The sequence below is a fragment of the Actinophytocola sp. genome (assembly GCF_036378875.1).
GTDB lineage: Bacteria > Actinomycetota > Actinomycetes > Mycobacteriales > Pseudonocardiaceae > Actinophytocola.
This window is the reverse complement of sequence record NZ_DASUVO010000081.1, coordinates 1-23,994: the sequence shown is the minus strand read 5'-3', so window position 1 is coordinate 23,994 and position 23,994 is coordinate 1. Positions and strand designations below refer to the sequence as shown.

The following is a 23,994-nucleotide window of genomic DNA, read 5'->3' as shown; positions in this document are numbered from 1 at the left end:
GTTGCGGTGGACTGAGGAATTGTGAGCGCTCCCAGTTTTGGCCTCCCGAGGCAGCGCTGTCAAGAGGTGAAGCTCCTGGCCAGCGAAGTGGAAGCCGGCTGTGAGCGCTCACAGTCCATCCCGCGCTGGCATGATCACCGCCATGCACCACGACGACGTTGTCCGGCAGGCTGTCGAGATCGTCCGGGACACCGACGACTTCGCGAACTCCCAGTACCCCGAGCGGAAGAGCGACTGGCAGTACCCGGTCCGCTTCTGGACCGGCGCCGTGGGCGTGAACGACCGTCTCCTGACCCGCTACTTCGGCTAGAGCCGGGAGCACCCTGGCACGGATCAACGCGCTCGGCTGACGGGTCACAGCGCGGCCCGCACGTCCGCACAGCCCGCTCACAGGCCGCACGCCTTACCTGGTGTCAACGGCGGCGCGAGTGCCGCCACCGAGTGAGGAGTGCGACAGGATGTCCAGCGAGCAGCAACAGCCCGTGACCGTGCCGTCTACTGTGGACGGCGGTGCCGAGTGGGGTGCCGCACGACAGCCGCGGCAGCCGAAGGGAAAGCGGTCGGCCAAGAAGGCCGCGATCGCCGTCGCCGTCGCGCTCGGGATCGCGGGGGCCGGCGCCGGGGTCGTGTACGCCGCGAGTGGTTCGACGTCGGCCACCGAGCAGGGGCCTGGCGGCACGGGCGGCGGGATGGGTGGCCCCGGCGGATCGGGCGGCGGTCCTGGCGGGATGGGGGCGCTTTCCCAGGCACTGCACGGTGAGTACGTGGTGTCCGACGGCAACGGCGGCTACACCACCGAGGTGCTGCAGAACGGCGAGGTCACCGCGATCAGTGACACCTCCATCACGGCGAAGAGCGAGGACGGCTACAGCAAGACGTACACGATCGACGCGGACGCACTGTCCTCCGACCTGTCCGACATCGCGACCGGCGACGACGTCACGATCATCGCCACCGTGGACGGGGACACCGCCACCGTCGACTCCGTCGTCGAGGAAGGCACCGCCACCGGCCAGATGGGACAGGCCCCGCCCGGCCAGAGCACCGACGGCACGTCGCAGGACAGCTCGAGTAGCGGCAACTAGCCATGGCAGGAGGGGAGGTGACGTCACGCGAGAGCGGTCTGCGCAGGGTCGGCGGGATCACCGCCGCCCTCGCGGCCGCCGGCGTGGCCGGGACGGTGCTGGTGGCCTGTGCGGTCGGCAACCAGTCCAGTTCGACCGACACATCGAGTACATCGAGCACATCGAGTTCGTCCACTTCGGACAGCTCATCGTCGGGCAGCGACTACAGCGGCAGCGTCACCGACGGTGGCTCGTCGAGCGGGCAGGCCGACGCGAGCACGGGAGGTTCGTGATGGCCACCCTCCGGGTCGGCAGGAGCGTCGCGCGCTGGCGGGTGTGGAGCACGAGCGCGAGCGTCGTGGTCACCGAGCCGGACCTGCTCGCCCCCGCGCGTGAGCTCGTGGAGGCGGAGCTCGCGGCCGTCGAGGTGGCATGCAGCCGGTTCCGCCGGGACTCCGAGCTGGCGCGGGCGGAGCGGCTCGGCAGGCCGGTGACGGTCAGCCCGCTGCTGGCCGAACTGGTCGGTGCCGCACTGGCGTCGGCGGAGATCAGCGACGGCGACGTGGACCCGACGCTCGGCGCCGACCTGGCCCGGTTGGGCTACGACCGCGACATCGCGGAGATCGAGCCGGACGGCCCGCCGGTCCCGGTCCCGATCCGGCGCGCGGTCTCGTGGCGCGACGTGTCACTGGCGGGCCGGACGCTGACCGTGCCGCCGGGGGTTCGGCTGGACCTCGGCGCGACCGCGAAGGCGTTGACCGCGGACCGGTGCGCCCGGCTCGTGACCGAGCGCCTTGGCACGGGCGTACTCGTGGAGCTGGGCGGCGACATCGCCACCGCGGGTGACGGCCCGGCCGGCGGCTGGACCATCCACGTGCAGGACCGGCCGATCGACCCGCCGGTGACGGTCCGGGTCACGGCGGGCACCGCCATCGCGACCTCGAGCACGGTGAGCCGCACCTGGCACCGCGGCGGCCGGCTGCTCCACCACGTCCTGGACCCGCGCACGGGCATGCCGTCGTCCCGGGTCTGGCGCAGCGTCACCGTGGCGGCCGACCGCTGCGTGATCGCCAACACCCACAGCACCGCCGCGCTCGTCCGCGGCACGCAAGCCATGACCGTGCTCGGCAGGTCGGGGGTCGCGGCACGACTGGTCGACAACCACGGCAACGTCCACGAAGTCGGTGGCTGGCCGTCCACACAGGAGGGTCACGATGAGCACTGACGCCCTCTGGTACCTCGGACGCGGGTCCGGCGTGGTCACACTCGTCCTGTTCACCGCGTCGCTCGTGCTCGGGATCGGGACCAGGTCCGGGCGGCCGGCGCCGTGGTTGCCGCGGTTCGCGGTGACCACGCTGCACCGCAACGCGAGCCTGCTCGCGACCGTGTTCCTCGTACTGCACGTCGTGCTACTGCTGTTCGACCCCTACGCGCAGCTGACCGTCGTCGACACCGTGCTGCCGTTCCTCGCCGGGTACGCGCCTTTCTGGGTCGGGCTCGGCACGCTGGCACTCGACCTGCTCCTGGCACTGGTCGTCACCAGCCTGCTGCGCCAGCGGATCGGCCACCGCACGTGGCGGGCGGTGCACTGGACCGCCTACGCCGCGTGGCCGATCTCGCTCGTGCACGCGCTCGGCTCCGGCAGCGACGCCGGCACCCGCTGGTTCCTCGTCCTGGCTGGCGCCTGCGCTGTCGCCGTCGCCGGGGCGCTCGCCTGGCGCCTCTCGGCCTCGTTCTCCGAGCGCGACGCCGTGACACCTCTGGAGATCCACCCATGACCACGTCGATCGACACCGATCTGCTCGGCGCGACACCGCCGGGCCCCATGCCCTCGCGGGGTGGCGACCTGATCGCCGATCTGGCGGCCGCGGGCCTCACCGGTCGCGGCGGTGCCGGCTTTCCCGCCTGGCGCAAGGCGACCACCGCACTGAGCGGTTGCGAGGCGGTCGTGATCGCCAACGGCGCAGAGGGGGAACCGCTCAGCCGCAAGGACGCCACGCTGCTGCTCCGCAACCCGCACCTCGTGCTCGACGGGCTCGCGCTCACCGCGGAAGCGGTCAACGCCACGCGCGCGTACGTCTACGTGCCGGCGGGGCCGGGTGCCGACACGATCACCGCCGCGCTCGCCCAGCGTCGAGACCGGGTGTCCGTGGCCGTCGTGCACGCACCGGACAGGTTCGTCGCCGGGGAGGAGTCCGCCGTCATCGCCGCGGTCGAGGGCCGCGACGCGCTGCCCCGCTTCCGCACCCGACCGGCCGCGATGTCCGGAGTGGACGGACGGCCCACGGTGGTGCACAACGTGGAGACCCTCGCCCACATCGCGATGATCGCCCGGAACGGACCGTCCTGGTTCCGCCGCACGGGAACCCAGGACGAGCCAGGCACGTTCCTCGCCACGGTCAGCGGATCCGTTGCCATGCCAGGGGTGTACGAGGCGCCGGTCGGCATCCCGCTCGACGACCTGCTCGCCATGGCCGGCGCGGCCCCGTCCGTGCGGTCGGTGCTCGTCGGCGGCTATCACGGGGTGTGGGTGCCCGCCGGGCCGGCGCCGCTGTCCCGTGCCGGCCTCGCACCGTACGGCGGCTCACCGGGCGCCGGCATCGTGCACGCACTGCCGGCCGGCAGGTGCCCGCTCCGCTTCGCCGCCGAGACCACGCGCTACCTCGCCGAGCAGAGCGCCGGGAAATGCGGGCCGTGCCTGAACGGCCTGCCGGCCATCGCCGCCACCATGACCGCGCTCGCCGCCGGACGCGCGGAGGCCAGAAGACTCGACTGGCTGACCGGCCTCGTCACCGGCCGGGGCGCCTGCCACCACCCGGACGGCACCGTCCGGTTCGTCCGCAGCACCCTCACCACGTTCACCGCCGAGGTCGACGCACACCGGCACGGCCACTGCACCACCGGAGTGATCGCATGACCGCCCGACTCCACATCGACTGGACCGCCTGCGACGGTCGCGGCCTCTGCGTCGAGCTGCTCCCCGAAGTCCTCGGCCGCGACCCGTGGGGCTACCCGATCCCCCACACGCCCGGCCCGATCCAGGTACCGGAGAACCTCATCCGCCACGCGGAGAAAGCCGCCACCCTGTGTCCACTCCTCGCGCTACGGCTCCAGCACCCCGCACACCCGCCAGCCGCGGCGGCGTGAGCGACCCCGCAGGGCGGCTTCGCGGGAGCTGGGCGCTGCGGGGTCCGGCAGTTGCCCGCAGGGTGCGGTGCCATGAAAGACGCTGTGATGACATGGCCGGTGTCTCGAACGGCGTGATGGAACGGTCAACCTCTATCCACCGATGATCTTGTCGGGTGTCGCACCTTGCAGGAGGTGCAGGCCTGGTCAGTGCCCGCTTCGCGGGCGCCGGGCGCGCAGCGCCCGACGCGCGCCCGCAGGGTGCCGCGCCGCGAAGGACGCGTTTGGGACATGGTTGGTGTCCTGAAAGACGCGATGGGGACGTTCAACGACATGAGCGCGTCTTTCGAGACATCACCCGTGGCGTGAAACCGCCATTCGTGCGCGGCCAGCGCGACGTGAGCGGTATGGTGAAGGACGCCCTCCTCGCATGGCCGCCGGCCGAAGACGCGACCGCCCCTGACTACGGGCGGGTCCACCGCCGCACACCGCAAGCCACCAAGGCCATCGGTGGATCTGGGCTCAACGACACGAGCGCGTCTTTCGAGACATCACCCGTGGCGTGAAACCGCCATTCGTGCGCGGCCAGCGCGACGAGAACGGTGTGATGAAGGACGCCCTCCTCGCACGGCTGCCGGCCGACGTCGCCACCGCACCGCGACCTCAGGCGGTTTCGGGGCGCGAAGCGCCCGAAACCGCGCGGCAGTCCACCGGGCCATCAAGACCATCGGTGGATCTGGGGCTCAACGACATGAGCGCGTCTTTCAGGACATGACCCCGCGGGATTCGCCCGCCGCGCGGGGCGGGACGATCAGACAGTGATGACCACTTTGGCCTTGGCGTGGCCCGTCTCGACGTAGCGGATCGCGTCGGGGACCTCGGTCAGTGAGTACTTTCGGTCGATGGCCGGCGTGAGTTTGCCCTCCTCGGCGAGTGCCGCCAGCGCCGCGAGGTCGTCCTTGCTGTTGTGCGCCAGGATCGGCGTGATCCGCTGGCCCACGAACAGGTTCCGCACGACCATGGCGAGTGGGCGGATGACCGGGCCGAGCCAGCGGCCGGTGCTCGCCAGTCCGACGCCCACGTGGACGCCCTTCGGGGCCAGCACGCGGGCGATGTCCGCGAGCGATCGGCTGGCCGCGTTGTCGATCACGACGTCGTACCGCTTGCCGCTCCTCGTGAAGTCCTCCGTGGTGTAGTCGATCACCTCGTCGGCGCCGAGTGAGCGGACCAGGTCCACGTTGCCCGTGCCGCACACACCGGTCACCTCGGCGCCGAACGCCTTGGCCAGTTGCACCGTGAACGTGCCGGTGCCGCCCGCCGCGCCGTTGACGAGCACCTTCTGTCCTTTCTGGACGTTCGCCTTGTCGCGCAGGGCCTGCAGTGCCGACACGCCGGCCACCGGGGTCGCCGCCGCCTGCTCGAACGTCCACCCGCCCGGCTTCGCGACCAGCCACGAGTCGGGCACGCTGGCGTACTCGGCGAACGCCGCCGCGCGCTCGTCGAGCCTGTCCCCTCTGCCGCCGAACACCTCGTCGCCCGGTTTGAAGGTCGTGACCGCGCTGCCAACGGCCTCGACGACGCCGGCCAACTCGCCGCCGAGACCATGCGCCTTGGGTCTGCGGAGGCCGACCTGCCCACGGACGGCGTAGGGCAGGCCGCGTAAGTAGTGCCAGTCGAGCGGGTTGACCGCGGCTGCCCGCACGCGGACCAGCACGTCGTTCTCGTTGACCGGTGGCATGTCCACGTCGGCCAACCGCAGTACGTCCGGCGAGCCGTAGGAGTGGTAACGGATGGCCTTCATAACGCTCTCCTCAGCTCAATCCGGCGACAGGAATTTGTCAGCGAGCGTCCAACTTATCCGTCAGCTATTGCGGCCGGAAGGGATCCCGCTAATTTCGAACGGGTTGTATTACCCACGAGTAACAGGAGGTCGACGATGACCCCCGGGACGTTCCGGAGACTCCTCGCCGCGTTGATCACGGCTTGCCTGGCCGCGTTCGGCGTGGTCGTGAGCACGCCGGTCGCGACAGCCGCCCCGGCGTTACCCGGCCCGTTCGACGACTCATTCTACCTGCCACCGTCACCCCTGCCCTCGGGAGCGCCGGGCGACATCGTGCGCTGGCGGCCTTCCGTGGCACTGCTGAACCTGGCCAACGCCAACGCCTGGCAGGTGATGTACCTCTCGACGAACGCTCTCGGACAGCGGAACACGGTAACGGGCACCGTCCTGGTGCCGAAGAACGTCACGCCGGCCACCGCGCCGATCGTCGGTTTCGCCGTTGGCACACAGGGTCCGGCGTTCAAGTGCACCGCGTCCAAGGCCATCGAGCGCGGCACGCTGTACGACCAGGGTTCCGTGAACCGCTTGCTAGAAGCCGGTTTCGCGGTCGCGATCACCGACTACGAGGGCTACTCCCCCACCACCACACCAACCTACGTCACCGGACAGTCCGAGGGGCCCGCGGTGCTCGACTCGGTGCGTGCCGCGCAGCGCCTGCCGGCGACCGGGTTGTCCGCCGGCACCAAGGTCGCGCTCCAGGGTTACTCGCAGGGCGGCGGCGCCGCGTTGTGGGCCGCCGAGAAACACCCGACCTACGCGCCGGAACTCAACCTCGTCGGCGTGGCCGCTGGTGGGGTGCCGGGTGATCTGGTCGAGGTGGCCACGTTGCTCGACGGTGGGCTCGGTTTCGGTGTCCTCGCCTTCGCCGCCTCGGGACTCGACGCGGCCTACCCGGAGTTGGACCTCGACTCGTACCTCAACGACACCGGACGCACCGAGATCGCCAAGGCCAAACAGGACGCCTGTGTCGCCGAGCTGATCGTCAACTACGGGTTCAAGAAGATCAGCGACTTCACCACCAGCAATCCCCTTGCCACACCGCGATGGCAGGCCCGCCTCGCGGAGAACAAGCTGGGGCGGACCAGGATCCGGGTGCCGGTGTTCCAGTACCACGCGACCCTCGACGAGGTCGTCGCGACGCCACAGGCCGAGGCGCTGATGCGAACCTACTGCGCCAAGGGCGTGAACCTGACGTGGCAGACGTACATCGGGGAGCACGTGATCGGCATCGTCGCGGGTGCCGAGGACTCGTTCCGGTTCGTCCAGGACCGTATCGCCGGCCTGCCGGCGACATCGAACTGCTGATCGGGGGAATCCATATGGACGTCAAGCGAAAACTCACCGCCCTCGCCGCGGGCGCGACTCTGCTCGGGGCGGGCGCCGCCGTGCCCACGACGGCGGGAGCGGCCGCCGGACGGGTCGAGACACCCGTCGCCTCCGGCTCGCCCATCACGGAGGTGATCGAGACCGCGGTCCGGGTGCACGTCCCGCTCCCGGCCTCCGCCGGTCCGCACCCGGCGGCCTGCGACTGGCTGTCGTACCTGCGGTTCCGCCACGCGAGCGGACCGGCGCGCTCGGCCGACGCGGACCGGGTGCTCGTCGCCCAGCCAGGGATCCTGGAGGGCGCGGGCGCGTTCGACAGCGTCGCACGGAACACGATCGTCGAGGCCGCGCGGCGCGGTAGCCACATCGAGTTCTGGGCGCTGGACCGGCGGTCGAACTGCCTGGAGGACCACACGGGACTCAGCGCGGGTCTGGCCGCTCGGGACTTCCACGTCGCGGTCGACTACTACTACCGGAGCCGGCCGGTCGCCGGCCGCACGTTCGCCGGGTTCCTCGACAACTCGCAGCTGGGCTGGCTGGGCCGGGTCGGCCTCGAACAGACCGTCCGCGACCAGTACGACCTGCTCGTCGCCGAGTTGCCGGACCCGGCCGTGCGCCGGCAGAAGGTGTTGTGCGGCGGGCATTCCCTCGGCGGCATCCTCACCGGGTTCTTCTCCGTCTGGGACTTCGACGGCAACCACGCCACGACCGCCGACGCGGGCTACCGGCAGTGCGGCGGCTACTTCGCGCTCGACACCAGCATCTCGACCTCGCTCGGCGACCTCACCGGCGGCATGCCGGTGGAGAACCCGGACCTGAGCTACGCCGCGACGCAGGTCGCGCTGGAAACCGGGCTGTTGACCCGGTCCCTGTCGCTCCCGATACTGATCAACGCGGAGACCATGAACCTGCTGGGCATCGCCGGCCTGGCGGCGGTCACGGCACCCGGCGCGGAGTGCGACCTGGCGCGGTCCCTCCCGTCGAACCTCAACGTGGACACCACACAGCGGATCCTGTTCTCCAAGGACCTGCTGACGTTCCTCGCCGGCACACCGACCACAAAGGACTTCCGGCTCACGAACGAGGCCGCGCTGGGCGCCCTGCTGGACGACCACTCGCAGCCGCTCGCGTTCCTGGAGACCAGCGTCGGGTTCTTCGACGGCGGACCGGTGGTGGACAAGGACTTCCCGCTGCCGCACGAGCTGAAGAGCGTGCCAGGGCTGGAGGGCCTGACGGCCCAGCTGGGGGTGGAGCCGATGGCCATCCCGGACACGCCGCGCGGTCCGCTGTACACGTGGCGGAACTACAACCGGATCGGCGCGCCGGACGACCCGGTGTACAAGCGCCGCGACGGCCAGCCGTTCACCGGTGCCGGCAAGGAGGTCACCGACATCCAGGAGTTGGCCCGCAGCCTCGCCGAGCACCCGCTGGACTTCACCGAGCAGTACTTCCCGACGAAGCTGTCGACCGACCTCTTCCAGTCGGAGGCGCCGCAGGTGAGCGAGGACGCGGTGCACGAGGTGGGACTGACGGCGAACCCGACGATCCGGCTGCTCGCGGGCGACAGCTTCACCGGCTCACCGACCGCGAGCACCGAGACCATCGTCATGCCCGGCTACCAGCACCTTGACGTGCTGACCGCGGCACCACGCCAGAACAACGGCCGCCCGGAACAGGTGGCGGTGAACCTGGCGCGGTTCGCGGTGTCGTAGCAACGCGAACGCGGCGGGGAGGGGCGTCCCTCCCCGCCGCGTTCGGCCTGTTTCGCGGTGTTGGCATCATGGTGCGATGGGGATCAAGGACTTCGAACCGCTCGTGTCGGCCGCGCTGCCGGACATCGTCGCGCTCGTGCCCAGCGCGCCCGCCGCCCGGCTCGGTCGGTGGGAGCCGACGGGCCGTCGGCCGCAGGGTACGAGAGTCCAGACGGCACTGGACGAGCTTGGCGACATACTTCCCGAACGTCTGCTCGGCGCGCTGGAACTGACCGTCGATCGGCTGGTCGTGGACGTCCCGTCCGATCTCGTCGCCGGCCTCGCACGGCCGACGGTCGCCTCGTTCGGCGTCATGACGATGAGCGAACAGTCCGCGACGAAGCAGGCCGTGTCCATCGTCGAGCAGGTGCACCCAGGTGCGACCGATGTCGTCGTGGATCTGGTAGAAGCGTTGCGGGACATGGCTTCCGTGCCGGACGCGGCCGGTGACGAGGCGGAGATCGCCGCCCGGCACGGTGCCACGCACCTCGCACTGGCTGTGGTCGTGTCGACCGCGGTGTTGCGCTCGCTGGGCACCGCCGTGGCCGGTGATTCGGCCGCGATCGTCGGTGTGGCACTGGGCGCCGCGGCGATCGTGCTGCCGACCGTGCCCAAGCCGCACGGCTACGCGCCGGCCGTGCTTGCCAAGCGGCGCGCCGAATACCTGCTGCCGCGGCACTCAGGGACGTCCGCACTGGTGAAGAACCACCAGTTCTGGATCACCGAGGGCTCGACGCCCGCGAACGTCGACTTCTCCGCCAACGGCCTGGTCGCCGCCGTCCCGGACGGCGTGACGATCCGCACCGGCCTGGCGGAGGGCCACGTGCACCTGTCGATGATCGTGCTGGCCGGACCACCTCCCGAGATCGACCTGACCGGCCACGACGAGGTGGTCGAGATCAGCTGGACCGCCCCGGAGGGCGGCGCGGTCCTGTTCGGCGACACACCGATGCCTCGCCGGCGCCGCTGGGAAACACCGCCGTGGCCGGGCGACTACCGGGTCCGCGTGCACGCGACCGGTCGCGACGACGCCGAGGACTCCTACCACCTGGTCATGTGGCAGGCGCCGGCCGCGCCCCAGGTCGTGTACAAGAAGACGGATCGACTCGGCCACCGCCTGCGTCGGGAACCCGAACCACTGCCGGTGGTCGCACCCGACGCCGAGTACCGGTGGATCGAGAAGAGCTCGCTCGACGAAGCCGCCACGATCACCGTCGTCCAGGGGGTGGCCCCGGACGAGGTGATCAGAGCCCTCGGCGGCGACCCGACCGAACCCGTGTCGATCGAGTCGCTCGCCGAGTTCGACGACTTCGCGGCCGCGCTGACCGTGCTCGCGGTGGACGGCGTCGTGCTGGCCGTCGAGGAGAACGGCTTCCGGGGCGCTGACAACGACACGATGGTCGCGTTGTCCCGCAACGGAAAGGCCGCGAGTCTGTACTGGAACATCAACGGCAACTTCCGGCTCATCCTCGCCGAGCGCGGAGAGTTGCTGTTCACGGGCGAACCCGGTCACGACCCCGGCGCCCCGCACACCGAGGACCTCGACTTCGACGACTACCGGCACGGTGTGGCGAAGGGTCTGACCGTGCTCGCCCGCTTCGCCGGTCGCGGTGTGACAGCGGCCGACATGGACGCCATCCACGCCGCGGACCAGGCCTACATGTTGGAGTGATTCCTAGGCGTAGATTGGGATGCAGGTCCGCCAGCCGGTGTCGTTCTCGCGGTACGCGTGGTTCGCGTCCCGGGCCGCGACCACCAGCCGGTACTGAGTCCGGTACGTGCACACCGCGGTGGTCGCGGAACTGGTGTAGGACCCGAGGGCGACGCCCTTCGAGCGGTCCCACCCGTAGGTGTAGGGCGCCACGCCGTCCTGCGCCAGCGCGACGCAGTACATCGTGACCTTGACCCCGTCGAACGCGCTGGTCTCACAGAACGGCCCCTGCAACGTCATCGGAGCCGCTGACGCCGCGGGGGCCGCCAGCACAGTCACCGCCACCGCCGCGACGGCCGCCGCCGCCCAGCGTCGAACCCGTTGTGCCATAACCATCCTCTCGCCGAACATGAACCCTATTCAGATCTTCGCAAGGCGGAGGGTGCGGCACAATGCGCCGTTCAGCGTCATCATTCGCCTCATCCCTGAGGACGACACCGAATGTCATTCCCGACGGGGATGTGTGCACGGCCCGTGCCCGAGAGGATCGTCCCCACACATTCGACGACGGAGGGAATTCGCCAATGGGGGCGAGAAGAGGACTCGGCGGCGCGCTGCTGGCGGCGGTGCTGGTCACCGGTGTCACGAGCGGCACGGCGAACGCCGATGCAGGGAGTCGCCAGGACCTATGGCAGGCCATGGTGGCGCTGACCGAGGCAGGCGTGGGCGGAGTACAGCTGCGCATCCACGACGACCAAGGGGACTGGACCGGATCGGCGGGGTTCCGTGAGCTGTCGGGCGGGAAGGTGCCGACGGACGGCCGGTTCCGGGCGGGCAGCATCACGAAGACGTTCGTGTCGACCGTCGTGCTGCAACTGGTCGACGAGGGCGAGGTCGCACTGGACGACCCGATCGCCGAGTACCTGCCGGAGTACGGCTTCGACCAGCGAATCACCGTGCGCATGCTGTTGCAGCACACGAGTGGGCTGTTCAACTACACGGGCGAGGTCAACGCGGACGGCTCGTACGAGCCGGGGATTCCGCTGGCCGGTCAGGACTACGTGGACAACCAGTTCCGCCGGTACACACCGGAGGAACTGATCGCGGTCTCACTGGCGAAGCCGGCACGCTTCGAGCCGGGTACCAACTGGTCGTACTCGAACACCGGCTACATCGTCCTCGGGCAACTGGTCGAGCGAGTCACCGGCACGCCGTACGCGACCCAGGTGAAGAGGCGCATCCTGGGCCCACTGGGTCTTCGGGAGACCGTCCTTCCAGGCGACCGAACGGGCATCCCCGGACCACACGCGCACGGCTACTTCGCCTACCGGGACGGTGGGGACCTCGAGGTGGCCGACGTGACGCGCATCAACCCGAGCTGGGCATCGTCGGCCGGGGAGATCATCTCCACGACCCGGGACCTCGACCGGTTCATCACGGCGTTGCTGGGCGGCCGGTTGCTGCCCGCCGACCTGCTGTCCGAGATGACGACCCCGTCCGAGTACAACCCGTACGGTCTTGGCCTGGGACTGCTGGACGCGGGCCCGACCTGCGGCGGTGTCTACTTCGGACACACCGGTGGCCTGCCCGGGTACCTGTCGTTCATGTACGCGACCGCGGACCGCGGCACTCGCCTGGAGTTCTCGGTCACCCTGGGCGAAGCCGACCTCGAGGACCCGGCGGTCTTCGAGCGGATCCAGGCCGCGTACGGCGACATGCTGACCACGGCGATCTGCGACAGTCCCCCGGCGAACGGCACGCCTCTGCGTTCCCAGCTAGCCGCCATGTGAGCAGGGTTCGGCTGCGCGGCGTCCAGCCGCGCAGCCGGCCGGCGTCACTGGCTCACTGGCGTGCCGGCCTGGATGACCGTGCGGTGCTCGCCCCACAGCAGGGACGGGTTCGCGAACGGGTCGCCGTCGAGGACGAGAAGGTCCGCGACCGCGCCGACGCGGACACGACCCAGGTCGGGGCGGCCGACCAGGTCGGCGTTCACCGAGGTCATGCTGCGCAGCGCGTCCAGTGGACCGTCCACCTCCACCTGCAGGCGGATGCCCTGGAGCTGTTCGTCCTCCAGCTCCCCCATGAGGTCGGTGCCGAAGCCGACCCGCACCCCGGCCGCCCTGGCCAACCGCACCGCCTCGGCGCCGGCGTCCAGCACCTCCAGGTTCTTCCGCGCCGAGACCGGCGCGATCCCGATCTCCTTGCCGCGCCGGGCGATCGCGTCGTACGCGGCCAGCGTCGGGACCAGGAACGCGCCGTGCGCGGCCATCACCTCGGCGGTCTGTGTGTCGAGCAGGTTGCCGTGCTCGATCGACCGCACGCCGTTCAGCACGGAGTGCCGCACGGCCTCCGGCGAGTACGCGTGCGCGGCCACGTAGCTGCCCCGCCGGCTCGCCTCGTCCGTGGCCGCGCGGATCTCCTCCGCCGAGTACTGCGGCACGCGGATCGGGTCGGCCAGTGACATGACCCCACCCGAGGTCATCATCTTGATCGCGTGCGCGCCGCGGCGGAACCGGTCGCGGACCGCCGCCCGCACCGCGTCCACGCCGTCCACCACCTCGGTGCCGTGGCTGTGGCAGCCGCAGACGTCCATGTCGACCCCACGCGGGTCGCCGTGCCCGCCGGTCTGGCTCAGCGCCGCCCCGGTGTACAGGTAGCGAGGGGCCGGGATCAGCCGCTCGTCGATCGCCCTGGCCAGGCCGGCGTCCCCGCCCGCGACGTCACGCACGGTCGTGAAGCCGCGGCGCAGTGCCCGTGCCAGCCGGCGGGCGCCGGCCAGCGCGACGTAGCTCAGCGGCCGGCCCTCGATAGCGAGCATGTCCAACGAGATGCCGTAGGCGTGGCAGTGCGCGTCGATCAGTCCAGGCAGGACCGTCCCACCACGCGCGTCGATCACCCGGTCCGCCGTGAAACTCCCGCCGACGTCGACGATCCGGCCGTTCTCGACGTGCACCGGACCGTCCACCAACTCGGCCGACTCCCCGTCGAACACGACGGCGTTGATGATCGACAAACTCATGTGTGTGCTCCTCTACGGACGCCAGTACAGCGCGGGTTCCGGGTGGTCGACGAAGCCGAGTGCGCGATAGAGCCGCTCGCCGTCGGCTGAGGCGTGCAGGTCCACCCTGGCGACGTCACGCTCGGCGAACCAGTCGAGCAGCTGCTTCATGATCGCGCGGCTGTGCCCTCGGCGCCGGTGCGCCGGGTCGGTGATCACGTTGATCACCTGTCCGAGCCGGCCGTTGCGCAGGCGCGGTCCTGGCAGCCGCAGCTCGATGAAGCCGACGCCGCAGGCCGCGAGCCCACCATCGCCGTCCACGACGAGGATCCGCTTGGTGTCCTCGTCGAGGTCCTCCTTCAACACCTCGACGAGGGCCTCGCGCCAGTCGCCGCCCGAGGACGACCCGTCCCCGAGCGTCTCGAACAGGAGGGCTCGCAAACGCACGAGCTCCGGGATGTCGTCCGCCACCGCCTGCCGCACCCGCGTCATGTCATGACCCTATCGTGGTTCTGCCCCTTACTGACAATGTTGTTGACCAGCTCACGGTATGCGTCCTTCATGGGCAGCTCGCGTTCGACGTGAACGCGCCGCCGGGTGGTGGTGACGTCGACACCACGGACTGGGTCGTGACCGGCATGCTCGTGCGCCGACCACCAGAGCCCGACGCCGCGCCGCTGCCAGGCCGGCAGCTCGTTGAAGTTGACGCCGTGCGCGAACAGCAGCTCGTTCTTGGCCGCGGTCGTCGTGCCGTGCAGGTGACGGGTGGCCTCCTGGCGCGAGACGCCGGCGTTGCGGAGTGTCCAGTAGCACCAGCCGCTCAGCGCGCAGCGCGCGGCATCCGCCTGCCGCCACGAGAAGTAGTCGACCACGTCGTCGGGACCGGCGCCGATCCAGATGCGACTGTCGAAATGAGCCGGTAGACCGGCGGCGTGGGTGAAGGCGGCCGACGCGACACCGGCGGAGATCGACACGATCTTCTCCACACCACGCGCGAACACCGAGCGGGACGGCGGGAACACCACGGAGATCTCGTCGCTCTCGGTGTAAGCGTAGGTGGCGTTGAACTCGGTCAGCACGGCCCGCGCGGTCTCGATCATGAGGTCGGCGAACCTCGGGTCGAACGGCTTGTCGAAGTGTTGCTCGGTGAACCGGGAGAACGCCCGGCCGTCCAACCGCACGACCGTCCACACCCCGACCGGGACCGTCAGGCCGTGGAACCACTCCCGTGCCCGTTGTGCCGCTTCGAACTCGTCTCCCCGCATCCGTCCTCCTCGTGCATGGGCCGCACGTCGAACCCGCCGCGACCGTCACCCCGGACGGCGAACAACGCGTCGAAGCCGTCGACCAGACGCGGGCGGCGCAGGCGTTTCAGCGTGGCATAGAGGCCGACGTCGGGCACCCGGGTTTTGCCGGTCCTGGCGGCGTTGCGGACCTGGGAGACGGCGAGGTCCGGCGGGAACCAGAAACCGACGACCCGGGCCCCATGCGCGCGGGCGGCCGCGATGATCGGCTGCCACTCCTCGGGTGACGGGTTGGTGTTGTCCACCGCGACGTCCCGTCCCGCGTCGAGTGCGGCCTCGATCATCCGCATCTGGCGTCGTTGCGGGCGGCGGGCGTTCGGGAAGACGTCCTTGCTGATGTGCTCGTGTGTCGTGGCCATCCTCTGGTGGTAGAACGTCGTCTTCCCGGATGCCTGCAGCCCGATCAGGATGACGACCTCGGGCACGGTCTACTCCGCCCAGATGCCGCGCACGTGGCCGATATGGCGGCGCATCAACCGCTCCACGCCGTCCGCGTCGCCGGCGGCCAGGAGGTCGAGCAGTTCTGCGTGTTCGTGGGCCGACGGCACCAGCGCGTCGCGTTCGGCGAGCCTGCGCAGGCCGTAGATGCGGGACCTGGCGCGCAGTGAGCGGACCGTCTCCACGAGGTGCTGGTTGCCGGCGAGCCGGAGGAGTCTCAGGTGGAACTCCATGTCCGCGGTGACGTGGGCGATCAGGTCGCGCCGTGCGGCGGCGGCCTCGATCTCGTTGGCCAGGGGCCGCAGCTCGTCCAGCACGGCTGGGGAGACACCGGCCTCGGCGATGCGCCGCACGGTCGGCACCTCGATCAGCGCACGCAGCTCACTCAGCTCGTCCAGGTCCTTTTCGGACAGTTCGGTGACTCGGAAACCCTTGTTGCGCACCACGTCCACGAGGCCTTCGCCGGCCAGGTCGAGCATGGCCTCCCGCACCGGGGTGGCCGACACCCCGAACTGCGTGGCGAGGCTCGGTGCCGAGTACACCACTCCCGGCCGCAGCTCGCCGGAGATCACCGCCGCCCGCAGGGTCTCGGTGATCTCCTCGCGCAGGTTGCGGCGCGTGGCCAGTGCCGGCAGGGCAAGCTCGTTCACTGTCGCCTCTCCCAGCTGTCCGCGGCGATCACCAGATCCTCCCATGCCATGCCGACGCTCTTGAACAGCCTCGGCCGGTCCATGGCGACCTCGACCGTGCCGAGGACCACGCTCGCCAGGTCGACCAGTGTGTCCGGGTCGAGCACACCGGCCCGCACCGGCTGGGTCACGTCGCCGGCCTCGCGCAGTGCCGCCGAACGGGCCTCGACCACCACGGTCGACGCCGCGACGGTGGCGTCGTCGACCTCCCGCGCGCTGTGTTCGTGTGAGCCGACCGCCACGACGGTGGCGTTGTTCGACAACAGGGCGCCGTCGAACAGCGGGGTGCGTGCCGTGGTGGCGCACACGACCACGTCCGCGTGCGCAACGTCCGCCACCGCACCGATCCTGGCGTCCACCGAGGACGCGAACTCGCGTGTGCGGCCGGCGTCCCGGCCGATGACCGCGACCTCCTCGACCGGGCGGACCGCGCGGACCGCGGCGATGTGGCTTCGCGCCTGCGGGCCGGTGCCGAAGACCACCAGCCGGGACACGGCCGGCACGGCCAGCGCGTCGACGGCCAGTGCCGACACGGCGGCGGTCCGCACGGCGGTCAGTGCCGTGCCGTCCAGCATGGCCAGCGGGGTCAGGGTTTCGGCGTCGTGCAGCAGGTAGGTGCCCTGGATCCGAGGGCGTCCGCGGGCCGGGTTGGCTGGCGCCACCGTCACGAGCTTGAACCCGACGTAGCGTCCCCACTCCGACGGCATCAGCAGCAGTTCGCCATGTGCGGACCGAACGCTCGAGCGGACCCAGTCCGCCTCCGGGTCGAGGCCGTCGCGCAGTGCGGTGCGCAGCGCCGCGACGGCGTCGGGCATCGCGATGGCTTCGCCCAGGAACGGGATCACAGCTCGAACCCCTCCGGGAAGGGGTCCGCCGGGTCGAGGAAGTACTGCGCGGTGCCGGTGAGCCACGCGCGACCGGTGACGGTCGGCACGACGGCCGGCAGTCCGCCGACCGTGGTCTCCTCGACCAGCCGGCCGATGAAGTTCGTGCCGATGAACGACTCGTTGCGGAAGTCGGTGTGCAGCGCCAGCTCACCTCGGGCGTGCAACTGCGCCATCCTGGCACTGGTCCCGGTGCCGCACGGCGAACGGTCGAACCAGCCGGGGTAGATCGCCATGGCGTGCCGGGAGTGCTCCGCGGTGGAGCCCGGCGCGGCGAGGTAGACGTGTTTGCAGCCGGCGATGTCCGGGTTCTCCGGGTGCACCGGCTTGTCCTGCTTGTTGATGGCGTCCATGATGGACAGTCCGGCGTCGAGCAGGTGTTGTTTGGCCTTGCGTTCGAACGGGAGGCCCAACTGGTCGAGGCCGAGGATGGCGTAGAAGTTCCCGCCGTAGGCCATGTCGTAGCGCACCTCGCCGAACCCGGCCACGTCGACCACGCGGTCGAGCCCGAGCGAGAACGACGGCACGTTGCGGATGGTGGCCGAGCGCGCGACGCCGTCGGTGACCGCGACCTCGGCCACGACGAGCCCCGCCGGTGTGTCGAGCCGGACCGTCGTGACCGGCTCGGTCACCTCGACCATGCCGGTCTCCACGAGCACCGTCACCACGCCGATCGTGCCGTGCACGCACATCGGCAGGCACCCGGACACCTCGATGTACACCACACCCCAGTCGGCGTCGGACCGCGTGGGCGGTTGCAGGATCGCGCCGCTCATCGCGGAGTGGCCACGCGGCTCGTTCACGAGCAGTTTCCTGATGTGGTCGAGGTGTTCGACGAAGTAGAGCCTGCGGTCGAACATGGTGTCACCGGGGATCACACCGACCCCGCCGGTGATCACCCTGGTCGGCATGCCCTCGGTGTGGGAGTCGACCGCTTGGAAAACCCGCTTGGCACGCATGGTTCAGGACAGTCCTTTCGCGAGCGCGTGTTCGGTGGCCTGCCGCACCGCCGCCTCGTGCTCGGGCGTGAGCGGCACGCGCGGCTGACGGCACGGACCGCCGTAGCGGCCGGCGATGTCCATGCTGAGCTTGATGGCCTGCACGAACTCGGTGCGGGAGTCCCAGCGCAGCAACGGGTGCAGCAACCGGTACAGCGGCAGCGCCTTGTCCAGGTCACGGGCGGAAGCCGCTTCCCACAGCTCCACTGTGGACTCGGGCAACGCGTTGGGGTAGCCGGCGATCCAACCCGGTGAGCCGGCGACCGCGAGCTCCAGCACCACGTCGTCGGCACCGCACAGGACGTCGAGCTCCGGTGCCAGCTCGGCGATCCGGTACGGCCGGCGGACGTCGCCGGTGAACTCCTTGACGCCGACGATCAACCCTTCCCGGTGCAGTTCCGCGAGCAGCTCGGGCACGAGGTCGACCTTGGTGTCGATCGGGTTGTTGTACGCCACGATCGGCAGGCCGGCCTTGGAGACCTCACGGTAGTGCGCGAGCACGGCCCGCTCGTCGGCGCGGTAGGCGTTGGGCGGCAACAACATCACGGCCTGGCAGCCGGACTCGGCCGCCTGCTCCGCCCAGCGCCGGGCCTCGGCAGAGCCGTACGCGGCGACGCCGGGCATCACGGTGAACCCGTCTGGCGCCGCCTCGACCGCGGTCGTGACCACGCGGGCCCGTTCCTCAGGGGTGAGGGTCTGGTACTCGCCGAGCGAACCGTTGGGAGTGACGCCGTGGCAGCCGTGCGCGGCGAGCCAGGCGACATGCTCGCCGTACCGGTCGTAGTCGACGGACAGCGAGTCGTCGAGCGGCAACGCGGTCGCCACCAGAACTCCGTGCCATGGGCTGCTGCTCATCGTCGGTCCGCCTCCCCGGAATTCAATGTGTTGGTCGCGTTGGCGGACGAAGGGTTCTGTTTGGTCACGTACTTGTGGCTGGCTTGCGTCACGTTCCCCTGAGGTGCGGCTCCGAAGCACTCGGCCTGATGTGACCTCGAGATCGACAGAGGGTGTCTCATCCTTCCTCCATGAATTGTGCGAGACTACCGAGGGTGACCGGCTGGGCGATCGGGCGAGCCGCCAGGCCGAGCAGGTCGTGGGCGGTCACCGAGCGGTCACGGGCGGCCAGGCACGCGGTCGCGAACCCGCACACCCTGCCCTGACACCACCCCATGCCGGCTCGGGAGAACAGCTTGACCGCACGCGGGTCCGTCGCCCCCAGCTCCACAATGGACTCGCGGATGACGTGGAGGGGGACCTCCTCGCACCGGCACACCTGGGTGTCGTCGTCCAGCCAGGTCTGCCAGCCCGGCTGGACAGGGTAGACGCGGTGCATGGCGGCGGCGAACGCCCGGAGCGTGTCCCGGCGCCGAGGAAGCCGGGTGCCAGGAGTGCCGCCCGCCGCGTGCAGCCCGGCCAGCTCGCCCTCCACAAGGGACAGTTGGGCGCCGCCGACGCCGCAGACCTCGCCGGCGAGGTACACACCGGGCGCCGACGCTCGCTGGTGGTCGTCGGCCGTGGCGACCAGGCTGCCGTCGACGTCCAGATGCGTGTCGCAGCCGAGCTGGAGCGGGATGTCCAGCTGCGGCGTGAAACCGTAGCCGACGGCCACCGCGTCGCACTCGATCTCCCGCCGGTCGACCACGTGCCACGCACTGTCCAGCGTCGCGACGGTCACCGCGCGAACCTGGTCGTCACCGTGTGCGGCGACCACGGTTTTCCTGGTGTGGAACGGGATTCGGTGACGCCGCAGTACCCGCAGGTACCCGGCGCCCTCGACGAGCTTGCCGAGGTTACGCGCCACCGCGCCGGGGTGGCGCGCGAAGCCGAGCGGCGAGCCGGCCTCGAAGACCGCGACCCGGGCACCGGCCTCGGCGAGTCCCGCGGCGACGGGCAGCAGGAAGGGGCCCGTGCCGGCGACGACGACCCGCCTGCCGACCACGACACCGTGGCCCTTGAGCAGTGCCTGCGCACCGCCGGCCGTGTAGACACCCGGCAGGGTCCACCCGGGGAACGGCAGCTGGCGGTCGTAGGCGCCGGTGGCCACGATGACCTTCCCGGCCCGGATCTCGCCGGCACTCGTGTGGATGGTGAACCCGGCGCCAGTGCGCTCGACGTGCCAGATCTGGTGTCCGGACCGGAGGTCGAGCGGGGTGTCCCGCAGGGTGAGCAGCGTCGGCCAGAGGTGGTGTCCGCGACCGTCGTCCCCGTCGCGGTGCCGCCAGTACTGGCCGCCGACCCGGCTCGCGGAGTCGACGAGGGTGACCCGCGCCCCGGCCCGGTACGCGGCGACCGCGGCGGCGAGCCCGGCCGGCCCGGCGCCGAGAACGGCGATGTCAGCGACCATGGCCGGTGCCCTCCTGCGGTGTGACCTCGTCGCCGGCGTCGGCCTCGGTCAGGCAGGCCCGCTGGTTCGGTCGCCCGTTCACGACCACCAGGCAGTCGAAGCAGATGCCGATCCCGCAGAACACGCCACGGGGCGCTCCGGCGTGCCGGGTGGTTCGCCACGACCGGTACCCGGCCGCGATCAGCGCCGCCCCGATGCTCTGGCCGGGTGCCGCGACGATCTCCTTGCCGTCGAACGAGAAGGTGGTCATGCCGCGAACCTGTCCGGGCGGAACGGGGTGAGGTCCAGGTCCGGTGTGGTCCCGGTCAACGTCTGTGCGATGAGGTGTCCCGTGGCGACGGACAGCCCGATCCCCGCGCCCTCGTGACCGCACGCGTGCACCAGCCCCGGCACCCGAGGGTCCGGTCCGATCACCGGCAGGTGGTCGGGGCAGTACGGGCGGAAGCCGACGTAGCCGCGCAACAGGTTCACCTCCGCGAGGAACGGGAACAGCCCGACCGCCTGGGCGGCGAGCTTTCGCAGTACCGGCAACGACATCGTCCGATCGAACCCGACCCGCTCGCGGCTGGCGCCGATCAGCACGGTGCCCGCGCGGGTGCCCTCCACGACCACCGACGTCTCCAGCCCGGCGTCGTCACTCGCCACGTTCGCCACGTAGTCGGCGGTGTAGACCTTGTGCCGGACGACCTCCGGCAGCGGCTCCGTGACCAGGATGAACCCCCTGCGCGGCAGTACCGGCACGGGCGCGCCGGCCAGCTCCGCGATCGACCCACCCCACGTGCCGGCCGCGTTGACCACCCACCGCGCGGCCAGCTTCCCCGCGCTCGTCCGAACGCCGGTGACCGCGCCGTCCCCGTCACGCAGGAACTCCAGCACCGACGTTCCGGTGTGGACGGTCGCACCGAGTGAGCGCGCGTGGCGCAGCAGTTCCGCGGCCGCGAGCATGGGCTGCACCTGCATGTCCTGCGGGTAGTGGGCCCCGCCTGCGACGTCCCGCGTGAGGTTCGGCTCCAGCTCGGCCAACCCGGCCGCGTCGACCTCGGTCACGTCGACCCCGCACGCCCGTTGCCGGACCACCAGACCCGCCAACCCGGCGGCTGCGGACGAGGTCCGGGCGACCACGACACCGCCCTTGGCGTGCAGCTCGAACCGGTCGTCGAACCGCTTACCCAGGTCTCGCCACAGCCCGACCGACAGCAGCGCGAGGTCCAGCTCCGCGCCGGGTTCCTTGTCGGAGACCAGGATGTTGCCCTCGCCGGCGCTGGTCGTGCCGCCGGCCACCGCACCACGCTCGACCACGCCGACCCGCAACCCGGCCTCGGCGCAGTAGTACGCGCAGGCGGCCCCGACCATGCCGGCGCCGATCACGAGCACATCCACGCCAGTACTATGTCACATGGCACAGCCGGGGAGAAGGCTTGCTCTGCTAGATCTGACCCATGACGATCGGCCGGCTTCCGATAACCGAACAGCTCGACGAGCTTCGCGCGGCTCTGTCCCGCAACGAGCTGTTGACGGAGGTGCTGGCCCGGGCCGCGACGCTGGCTCTCCCCGACTGGTACCTGACGGCCGGCTGCCTGGTCCAGACCGTGTGGAACGTGGTCACGGACCGGCCGCCGACCGCTGGCATCAGGGACTACGACCTGTTCTACTTCGACGACACCGATCTCGGGTGGGACGCCGAGGACGAGGTCATCCGGGCGGGCCGGCGCGTGTTCGGTGATCTGCCGGTGGAGATCCGCAACGAGGCGCGGGTCCATCTGTGGTACGAGGACCGGTTCGGTGTGCCGTGCCCGCCCTACCAGTCCTCGGAAGCCGCCATCGACTCGTTCGCCATGACGACCTGCTGCCTCGGTATCCGGCTCGACCCGGGTGACCGGTGGCGCGTGTACGCACCGCACGGCCTCGCCGACGTGTTCAACCTCGTCGTGCGCCCCAATCCCGTGCTCGCGCCGCGCGAGGTCTACGAGACCAAGGCCCGGCGGTGGCGGGAACAGTGGCCCGAGCTCACGGTGCTGCCCTGGCCGGCAGGGTGACGGTGACGACCAGGCCGCCGTCGGGTCTTGGCACGGCGGTCACCTCGCCGCCGTGTGAGTGCGTGATGGCCCGCACGATCGACAGGCCGAGCCCGAACCCGCGTTCCCCGCTGAGCCGCTCGCGGTCCAGCCGGCGGAACGGCTGGAACATCGTCTCCACGTCGTAGGCACGGATCACCGGTCCGCTGTTGCTCACCACCAGCACCCCGGCCCCGGCGCGGACCTCGGTCTCGACCAGCAGCCAACCTCCAGAACCGTTGTGCCGCACGGAGTTCTCCACCAGGTTGTGCGCCAGCCGTTCCAGCAGCACCGGGTCGCCGTGCACGGTGGCCTCCTCCAACGACGACTCGACGCGCAGTGTTCGTGCCCGCGCCGGCTCCGCCGCCACCTCCAGCGCACGCGCGGCGACCTCCGCGAGGTCTACGGGCACGGACTCGGTCACCTCGTTCTGGCTGTCAGCCAGCGTGAGGAGGCCGTCGATGAGGCTCTCGTGTCGGACGTTGATCTCCAGCAGCCCGTCGCCGAGTTGCTTCGCGTCCGCCGAGGTGCCCTGCCGGGTGGTGGTGACCTCGATCAGTGCCCGCTGCACGGCGAGTGGGGTGCGCATCTCGTGCGAGGCGTTGGCGACGAACCGGCGCTGCCCGTCGAACGAGCGGTCCAGCCGTTCGAGCATCGCGTTGAACGTCGTGACGAGCTTCGCCACCTCGTCGCGCGGACCGGTCCACTGGATGCGCTCGTGCAGTCCTCGCCCGTCGGCCCGGCCGATGCGCTGGGCGGTCTCGGTGATCCGGTACACCGGCGCGAGGGCACGCCGGGCGAGCAGCCAGCCGAGCGTGATCGCCACCAGACCCACCCCGGCGAGCGCGACCGCGCCCTGCGCCAGGAGGTTGCCCAGGACGGCGTCGCGGGTGGCCTCCTCGCGTTCCCGGATCAGCGTCGCCAGCTCGGTGACGCTCACCTTCGTGCCGTCGGCGAGCTCCAGCATGCCGTCCGTCATGCCGGGGAAGTTCGCGCCGAGCCGGAACGCGGGCAGGTCGGTGCTGGTCCCCAGCCGGGCGTTGAGCCCCTGCCACACCAACACATAGGTGAGCGCCAACAACACCGCGCCAGCAAGGAAGAACAAGCCACCATAAAGGACGGTCAGGCGTCCGCGAATGGTCCAGTTCCTTGGCAAGAACATCATGGGATGCGGTAGCCGACGCCGGGCACGGTCTCCACCACCGGTGGGTCGCCGAGCTTGCGGCGCAGTTTCATCGTCGTCACCCGCACCACGTTGGTGAACGGGTCGATGTGTTCGTCCCACACCTTCTCCAGCAGCCGCTCGCTCGACACCACGGCGCCGCCGGCCAGCATCAGCTCGGTCAGCAACGCGAACTCCTTGTTCGCCAAGGGAACCGTCCGGCCGTCGCGGCTCACCTCGCGGCGGGCGGGGTCCAGCCGGATGCCGGCGCGGTTCAGCACCGGCGGCGTCGCGGGCCGGGCGCGGCGCAGCAACGCGTGCACCCGCGCGGACAGCTCGACGAACGCGAACGGCTTGGGCAGGTAGTC

At 70.6% G+C, this 23,994-nt stretch carries 28 protein-coding genes; 13 read left to right on the top strand and 15 right to left on the bottom strand.

Annotation, left to right across the window (positions count from 1 at the left end):
• Positions 1 to 142 precede the first annotated feature (142 nt).
• From VF106_RS23130 to VF106_RS23095, 8 genes are all read left to right on the top strand, one after another.
• Positions 143 to 310 carry a hypothetical protein gene (locus VF106_RS23130; protein ID WP_330841891.1) on the top strand — a complete coding sequence of 56 codons (168 nt, stop codon included), beginning with the start codon at positions 143 to 145 and terminating at the stop codon, positions 308 to 310.
• A 148-nt stretch (positions 311 to 458) separates the two neighbouring features.
• Positions 459 to 1,085 carry a hypothetical protein gene (locus VF106_RS23125; RefSeq protein WP_330841890.1) on the top strand — a complete coding sequence of 209 codons (627 nt, stop codon included), beginning with the start codon at positions 459 to 461 and terminating at the stop codon, positions 1,083 to 1,085.
• Positions 1,086 to 1,102: 17 nt separating this feature from the next.
• Positions 1,103 to 1,357, top strand: a complete 255-nt coding sequence (locus VF106_RS23120) for a hypothetical protein (protein ID WP_330841889.1) — start codon at positions 1,103 to 1,105, stop codon at positions 1,355 to 1,357.
• Entirely contained in the window at positions 1,357 to 2,289 is a 933-nt protein-coding gene (locus VF106_RS23115; RefSeq protein ID WP_330841888.1) for an FAD:protein FMN transferase, read from the top strand. Before VF106_RS23120 ends, VF106_RS23115 begins: the two co-directional genes overlap by 1 nt.
• Complete coding sequence (locus VF106_RS23110; protein ID WP_330841887.1) at positions 2,279 to 2,842, top strand: ferric reductase-like transmembrane domain-containing protein; 564 nt, start codon at positions 2,279 to 2,281, stop codon at positions 2,840 to 2,842. Before VF106_RS23115 ends, VF106_RS23110 begins: the two co-directional genes overlap by 11 nt.
• Positions 2,839 to 3,981: an NADH-ubiquinone oxidoreductase-F iron-sulfur binding region domain-containing protein gene (locus VF106_RS23105; protein ID WP_330841886.1), complete on the top strand. Its 1,143-nt coding sequence runs from the start codon at positions 2,839 to 2,841 to the stop codon at positions 3,979 to 3,981. The genes VF106_RS23110 and VF106_RS23105 overlap by 4 nt, the downstream gene beginning before the upstream one ends.
• Positions 3,978 to 4,211, top strand: coding sequence for a ferredoxin (locus tag VF106_RS23100; protein ID WP_330841885.1), 234 nt, complete (start codon positions 3,978 to 3,980; stop codon positions 4,209 to 4,211). Before VF106_RS23105 ends, VF106_RS23100 begins: the two co-directional genes overlap by 4 nt.
• A gap of 541 nt (positions 4,212 to 4,752) precedes the next feature.
• Positions 4,753 to 4,965, top strand: coding sequence for a hypothetical protein (locus VF106_RS23095; protein WP_330841884.1), 213 nt, complete (start codon positions 4,753 to 4,755; stop codon positions 4,963 to 4,965).
• Positions 4,966 to 5,001: 36 nt separating this feature from the next.
• On the opposite strand, the gene VF106_RS23090 is transcribed toward VF106_RS23095, so the two are convergent.
• Complete coding sequence (locus VF106_RS23090) at positions 5,002 to 5,991, bottom strand: NAD(P)-dependent alcohol dehydrogenase (protein ID WP_330841883.1); 990 nt, start codon at positions 5,989 to 5,991, stop codon at positions 5,002 to 5,004.
• Between the two features lie 135 nt (positions 5,992 to 6,126).
• Between VF106_RS23090 and VF106_RS23085 the strand changes: the two genes are divergently transcribed.
• The 3 genes from VF106_RS23085 to VF106_RS23075 all read left to right on the top strand — a co-directional run bounded on the left by VF106_RS23085 (position 6,127) and on the right by VF106_RS23075 (position 10,776).
• On the top strand, positions 6,127 to 7,335 hold the full coding sequence (locus VF106_RS23085) for a lipase family protein (protein WP_330841882.1): 1,209 nt from the start codon (positions 6,127 to 6,129) through the stop codon (positions 7,333 to 7,335).
• A gap of 14 nt (positions 7,336 to 7,349) precedes the next feature.
• Positions 7,350 to 9,065 carry a hypothetical protein gene (locus VF106_RS23080; RefSeq protein ID WP_330841881.1) on the top strand — a complete coding sequence of 572 codons (1,716 nt, stop codon included), beginning with the start codon at positions 7,350 to 7,352 and terminating at the stop codon, positions 9,063 to 9,065.
• Between the two features lie 76 nt (positions 9,066 to 9,141).
• Positions 9,142 to 10,776 (top strand): DUF6461 domain-containing protein, encoded by a 1,635-nt coding sequence (locus tag VF106_RS23075; RefSeq protein ID WP_330841880.1) that lies wholly within the window; start codon positions 9,142 to 9,144, stop codon positions 10,774 to 10,776.
• A 3-nt stretch (positions 10,777 to 10,779) separates the two neighbouring features.
• On the opposite strand, the gene VF106_RS23070 is transcribed toward VF106_RS23075, so the two are convergent.
• Entirely contained in the window at positions 10,780 to 11,145 is a 366-nt protein-coding gene (locus VF106_RS23070) for a hypothetical protein (protein ID WP_330841879.1), read from the bottom strand.
• 194 nt (positions 11,146 to 11,339) lie between these two features.
• Between VF106_RS23070 and VF106_RS23065 the strand changes: the two genes are divergently transcribed.
• Complete coding sequence (locus VF106_RS23065) at positions 11,340 to 12,545, top strand: serine hydrolase domain-containing protein (protein WP_330841878.1); 1,206 nt, start codon at positions 11,340 to 11,342, stop codon at positions 12,543 to 12,545.
• Positions 12,546 to 12,589: 44 nt separating this feature from the next.
• Here VF106_RS23065 and VF106_RS23060 read toward each other — a convergent pair whose 3' ends face one another.
• From VF106_RS23060 to VF106_RS23010, 11 genes are all read right to left on the bottom strand, one after another.
• On the bottom strand, positions 12,590 to 13,774 hold the full coding sequence (locus VF106_RS23060) for a metal-dependent hydrolase family protein (protein ID WP_330841877.1): 1,185 nt from the start codon (positions 13,772 to 13,774) through the stop codon (positions 12,590 to 12,592).
• A gap of 12 nt (positions 13,775 to 13,786) precedes the next feature.
• Complete coding sequence (locus VF106_RS23055; RefSeq protein ID WP_330841876.1) at positions 13,787 to 14,245, bottom strand: GNAT family N-acetyltransferase; 459 nt, start codon at positions 14,243 to 14,245, stop codon at positions 13,787 to 13,789.
• Positions 14,242 to 15,018, bottom strand: coding sequence for a tRNA(His) guanylyltransferase Thg1 family protein (locus VF106_RS23050; RefSeq protein WP_330841875.1), 777 nt, complete (start codon positions 15,016 to 15,018; stop codon positions 14,242 to 14,244). The genes VF106_RS23055 and VF106_RS23050 overlap by 4 nt, the downstream gene beginning before the upstream one ends.
• Positions 14,961 to 15,482 (bottom strand): AAA family ATPase, encoded by a 522-nt coding sequence (locus VF106_RS23045; RefSeq protein WP_330841874.1) that lies wholly within the window; start codon positions 15,480 to 15,482, stop codon positions 14,961 to 14,963. The genes VF106_RS23050 and VF106_RS23045 overlap by 58 nt, the downstream gene beginning before the upstream one ends.
• Positions 15,483 to 15,485: 3 nt before the next feature.
• Positions 15,486 to 16,145, bottom strand: a complete 660-nt coding sequence (locus VF106_RS23040; RefSeq protein ID WP_330841873.1) for a GntR family transcriptional regulator — start codon at positions 16,143 to 16,145, stop codon at positions 15,486 to 15,488.
• Positions 16,142 to 17,029, bottom strand: a complete 888-nt coding sequence (locus tag VF106_RS23035; protein WP_330841872.1) for an ornithine cyclodeaminase family protein — start codon at positions 17,027 to 17,029, stop codon at positions 16,142 to 16,144. Before VF106_RS23035 ends, VF106_RS23040 begins: the two co-directional genes overlap by 4 nt.
• Positions 17,026 to 18,027, bottom strand: coding sequence for a proline racemase family protein (locus tag VF106_RS23030; RefSeq protein ID WP_330841871.1), 1,002 nt, complete (start codon positions 18,025 to 18,027; stop codon positions 17,026 to 17,028). The genes VF106_RS23035 and VF106_RS23030 overlap by 4 nt, the downstream gene beginning before the upstream one ends.
• A gap of 3 nt (positions 18,028 to 18,030) precedes the next feature.
• Positions 18,031 to 18,921, bottom strand: coding sequence for a dihydrodipicolinate synthase family protein (locus VF106_RS23025; protein ID WP_330841870.1), 891 nt, complete (start codon positions 18,919 to 18,921; stop codon positions 18,031 to 18,033).
• 157 nt (positions 18,922 to 19,078) lie between these two features.
• Entirely contained in the window at positions 19,079 to 20,410 is a 1,332-nt protein-coding gene (locus tag VF106_RS23020; protein WP_330841869.1) for an FAD/NAD(P)-dependent oxidoreductase, read from the bottom strand.
• Positions 20,400 to 20,660 (bottom strand): (2Fe-2S)-binding protein, encoded by a 261-nt coding sequence (locus tag VF106_RS23015; RefSeq protein WP_330841868.1) that lies wholly within the window; start codon positions 20,658 to 20,660, stop codon positions 20,400 to 20,402. Before VF106_RS23015 ends, VF106_RS23020 begins: the two co-directional genes overlap by 11 nt.
• The gene (locus VF106_RS23010; RefSeq protein WP_330841867.1) at positions 20,657 to 21,790 is read right to left on the bottom strand and encodes an NAD(P)/FAD-dependent oxidoreductase; all 1,134 of its coding nucleotides are present in this window, start codon (positions 21,788 to 21,790) and stop codon (positions 20,657 to 20,659) included. The genes VF106_RS23015 and VF106_RS23010 overlap by 4 nt, the downstream gene beginning before the upstream one ends.
• A gap of 59 nt (positions 21,791 to 21,849) precedes the next feature.
• Between VF106_RS23010 and VF106_RS23005 the strand changes: the two genes are divergently transcribed.
• Complete coding sequence (locus VF106_RS23005) at positions 21,850 to 22,446, top strand: nucleotidyltransferase family protein (protein ID WP_330841866.1); 597 nt, start codon at positions 21,850 to 21,852, stop codon at positions 22,444 to 22,446.
• On the opposite strand, the gene VF106_RS23000 is transcribed toward VF106_RS23005, so the two are convergent.
• The gene (locus VF106_RS23000; protein WP_330841865.1) at positions 22,418 to 23,569 is read right to left on the bottom strand and encodes a sensor histidine kinase; all 1,152 of its coding nucleotides are present in this window, start codon (positions 23,567 to 23,569) and stop codon (positions 22,418 to 22,420) included. The two genes, VF106_RS23005 and VF106_RS23000, sit on opposite strands and share 29 nt — an antisense overlap.
• A 56-nt stretch (positions 23,570 to 23,625) precedes the next feature.
• On the bottom strand, positions 23,626 to 23,994 hold a 369-nt coding region (locus tag VF106_RS22995; protein ID WP_330841864.1), incomplete at its 5' end, for a winged helix-turn-helix domain-containing protein.

Coding starts and splice junctions, on each gene's coding strand:
- VF106_RS23075 (WP_330841880.1), top strand. CDS start 9,142: ATGGGGATCAAGGACTTCGAACCGCTCGTGTCGGCCGCGCTGCCGGAC.
- VF106_RS23125 (WP_330841890.1), top strand. CDS start 459: ATGTCCAGCGAGCAGCAACAGCCCGTGACCGTGCCGTCTACTGTGGAC.
- VF106_RS23070 (WP_330841879.1), bottom strand. CDS start 11,145: ATGGCACAACGGGTTCGACGCTGGGCGGCGGCGGCCGTCGCGGCGGTG.
- VF106_RS23130 (WP_330841891.1), top strand. CDS start 143: ATGCACCACGACGACGTTGTCCGGCAGGCTGTCGAGATCGTCCGGGAC.
- VF106_RS23025 (WP_330841870.1), bottom strand. CDS start 18,921: ATGAGCAGCAGCCCATGGCACGGAGTTCTGGTGGCGACCGCGTTGCCG.
- VF106_RS23055 (WP_330841876.1), bottom strand. CDS start 14,245: ATGACGCGGGTGCGGCAGGCGGTGGCGGACGACATCCCGGAGCTCGTG.
- VF106_RS23050 (WP_330841875.1), bottom strand. CDS start 15,018: ATGCGGGGAGACGAGTTCGAAGCGGCACAACGGGCACGGGAGTGGTTC.
- VF106_RS23005 (WP_330841866.1), top strand. CDS start 21,850: ATGACGATCGGCCGGCTTCCGATAACCGAACAGCTCGACGAGCTTCGC.
- VF106_RS23015 (WP_330841868.1), bottom strand. CDS start 20,660: ATGACCACCTTCTCGTTCGACGGCAAGGAGATCGTCGCGGCACCCGGC.
- VF106_RS23085 (WP_330841882.1), top strand. CDS start 6,127: ATGACCCCCGGGACGTTCCGGAGACTCCTCGCCGCGTTGATCACGGCT.
- VF106_RS23110 (WP_330841887.1), top strand. CDS start 2,279: ATGAGCACTGACGCCCTCTGGTACCTCGGACGCGGGTCCGGCGTGGTC.
- VF106_RS23100 (WP_330841885.1), top strand. CDS start 3,978: ATGACCGCCCGACTCCACATCGACTGGACCGCCTGCGACGGTCGCGGC.
- VF106_RS23060 (WP_330841877.1), bottom strand. CDS start 13,774: ATGAGTTTGTCGATCATCAACGCCGTCGTGTTCGACGGGGAGTCGGCC.
- VF106_RS23020 (WP_330841869.1), bottom strand. CDS start 20,410: ATGGTCGCTGACATCGCCGTTCTCGGCGCCGGGCCGGCCGGGCTCGCC.
- VF106_RS23080 (WP_330841881.1), top strand. CDS start 7,350: ATGGACGTCAAGCGAAAACTCACCGCCCTCGCCGCGGGCGCGACTCTG.
- VF106_RS23115 (WP_330841888.1), top strand. CDS start 1,357: ATGGCCACCCTCCGGGTCGGCAGGAGCGTCGCGCGCTGGCGGGTGTGG.
- VF106_RS23065 (WP_330841878.1), top strand. CDS start 11,340: ATGGGGGCGAGAAGAGGACTCGGCGGCGCGCTGCTGGCGGCGGTGCTG.
- VF106_RS23030 (WP_330841871.1), bottom strand. CDS start 18,027: ATGCGTGCCAAGCGGGTTTTCCAAGCGGTCGACTCCCACACCGAGGGC.
- VF106_RS23090 (WP_330841883.1), bottom strand. CDS start 5,991: ATGAAGGCCATCCGTTACCACTCCTACGGCTCGCCGGACGTACTGCGG.
- VF106_RS23105 (WP_330841886.1), top strand. CDS start 2,839: ATGACCACGTCGATCGACACCGATCTGCTCGGCGCGACACCGCCGGGC.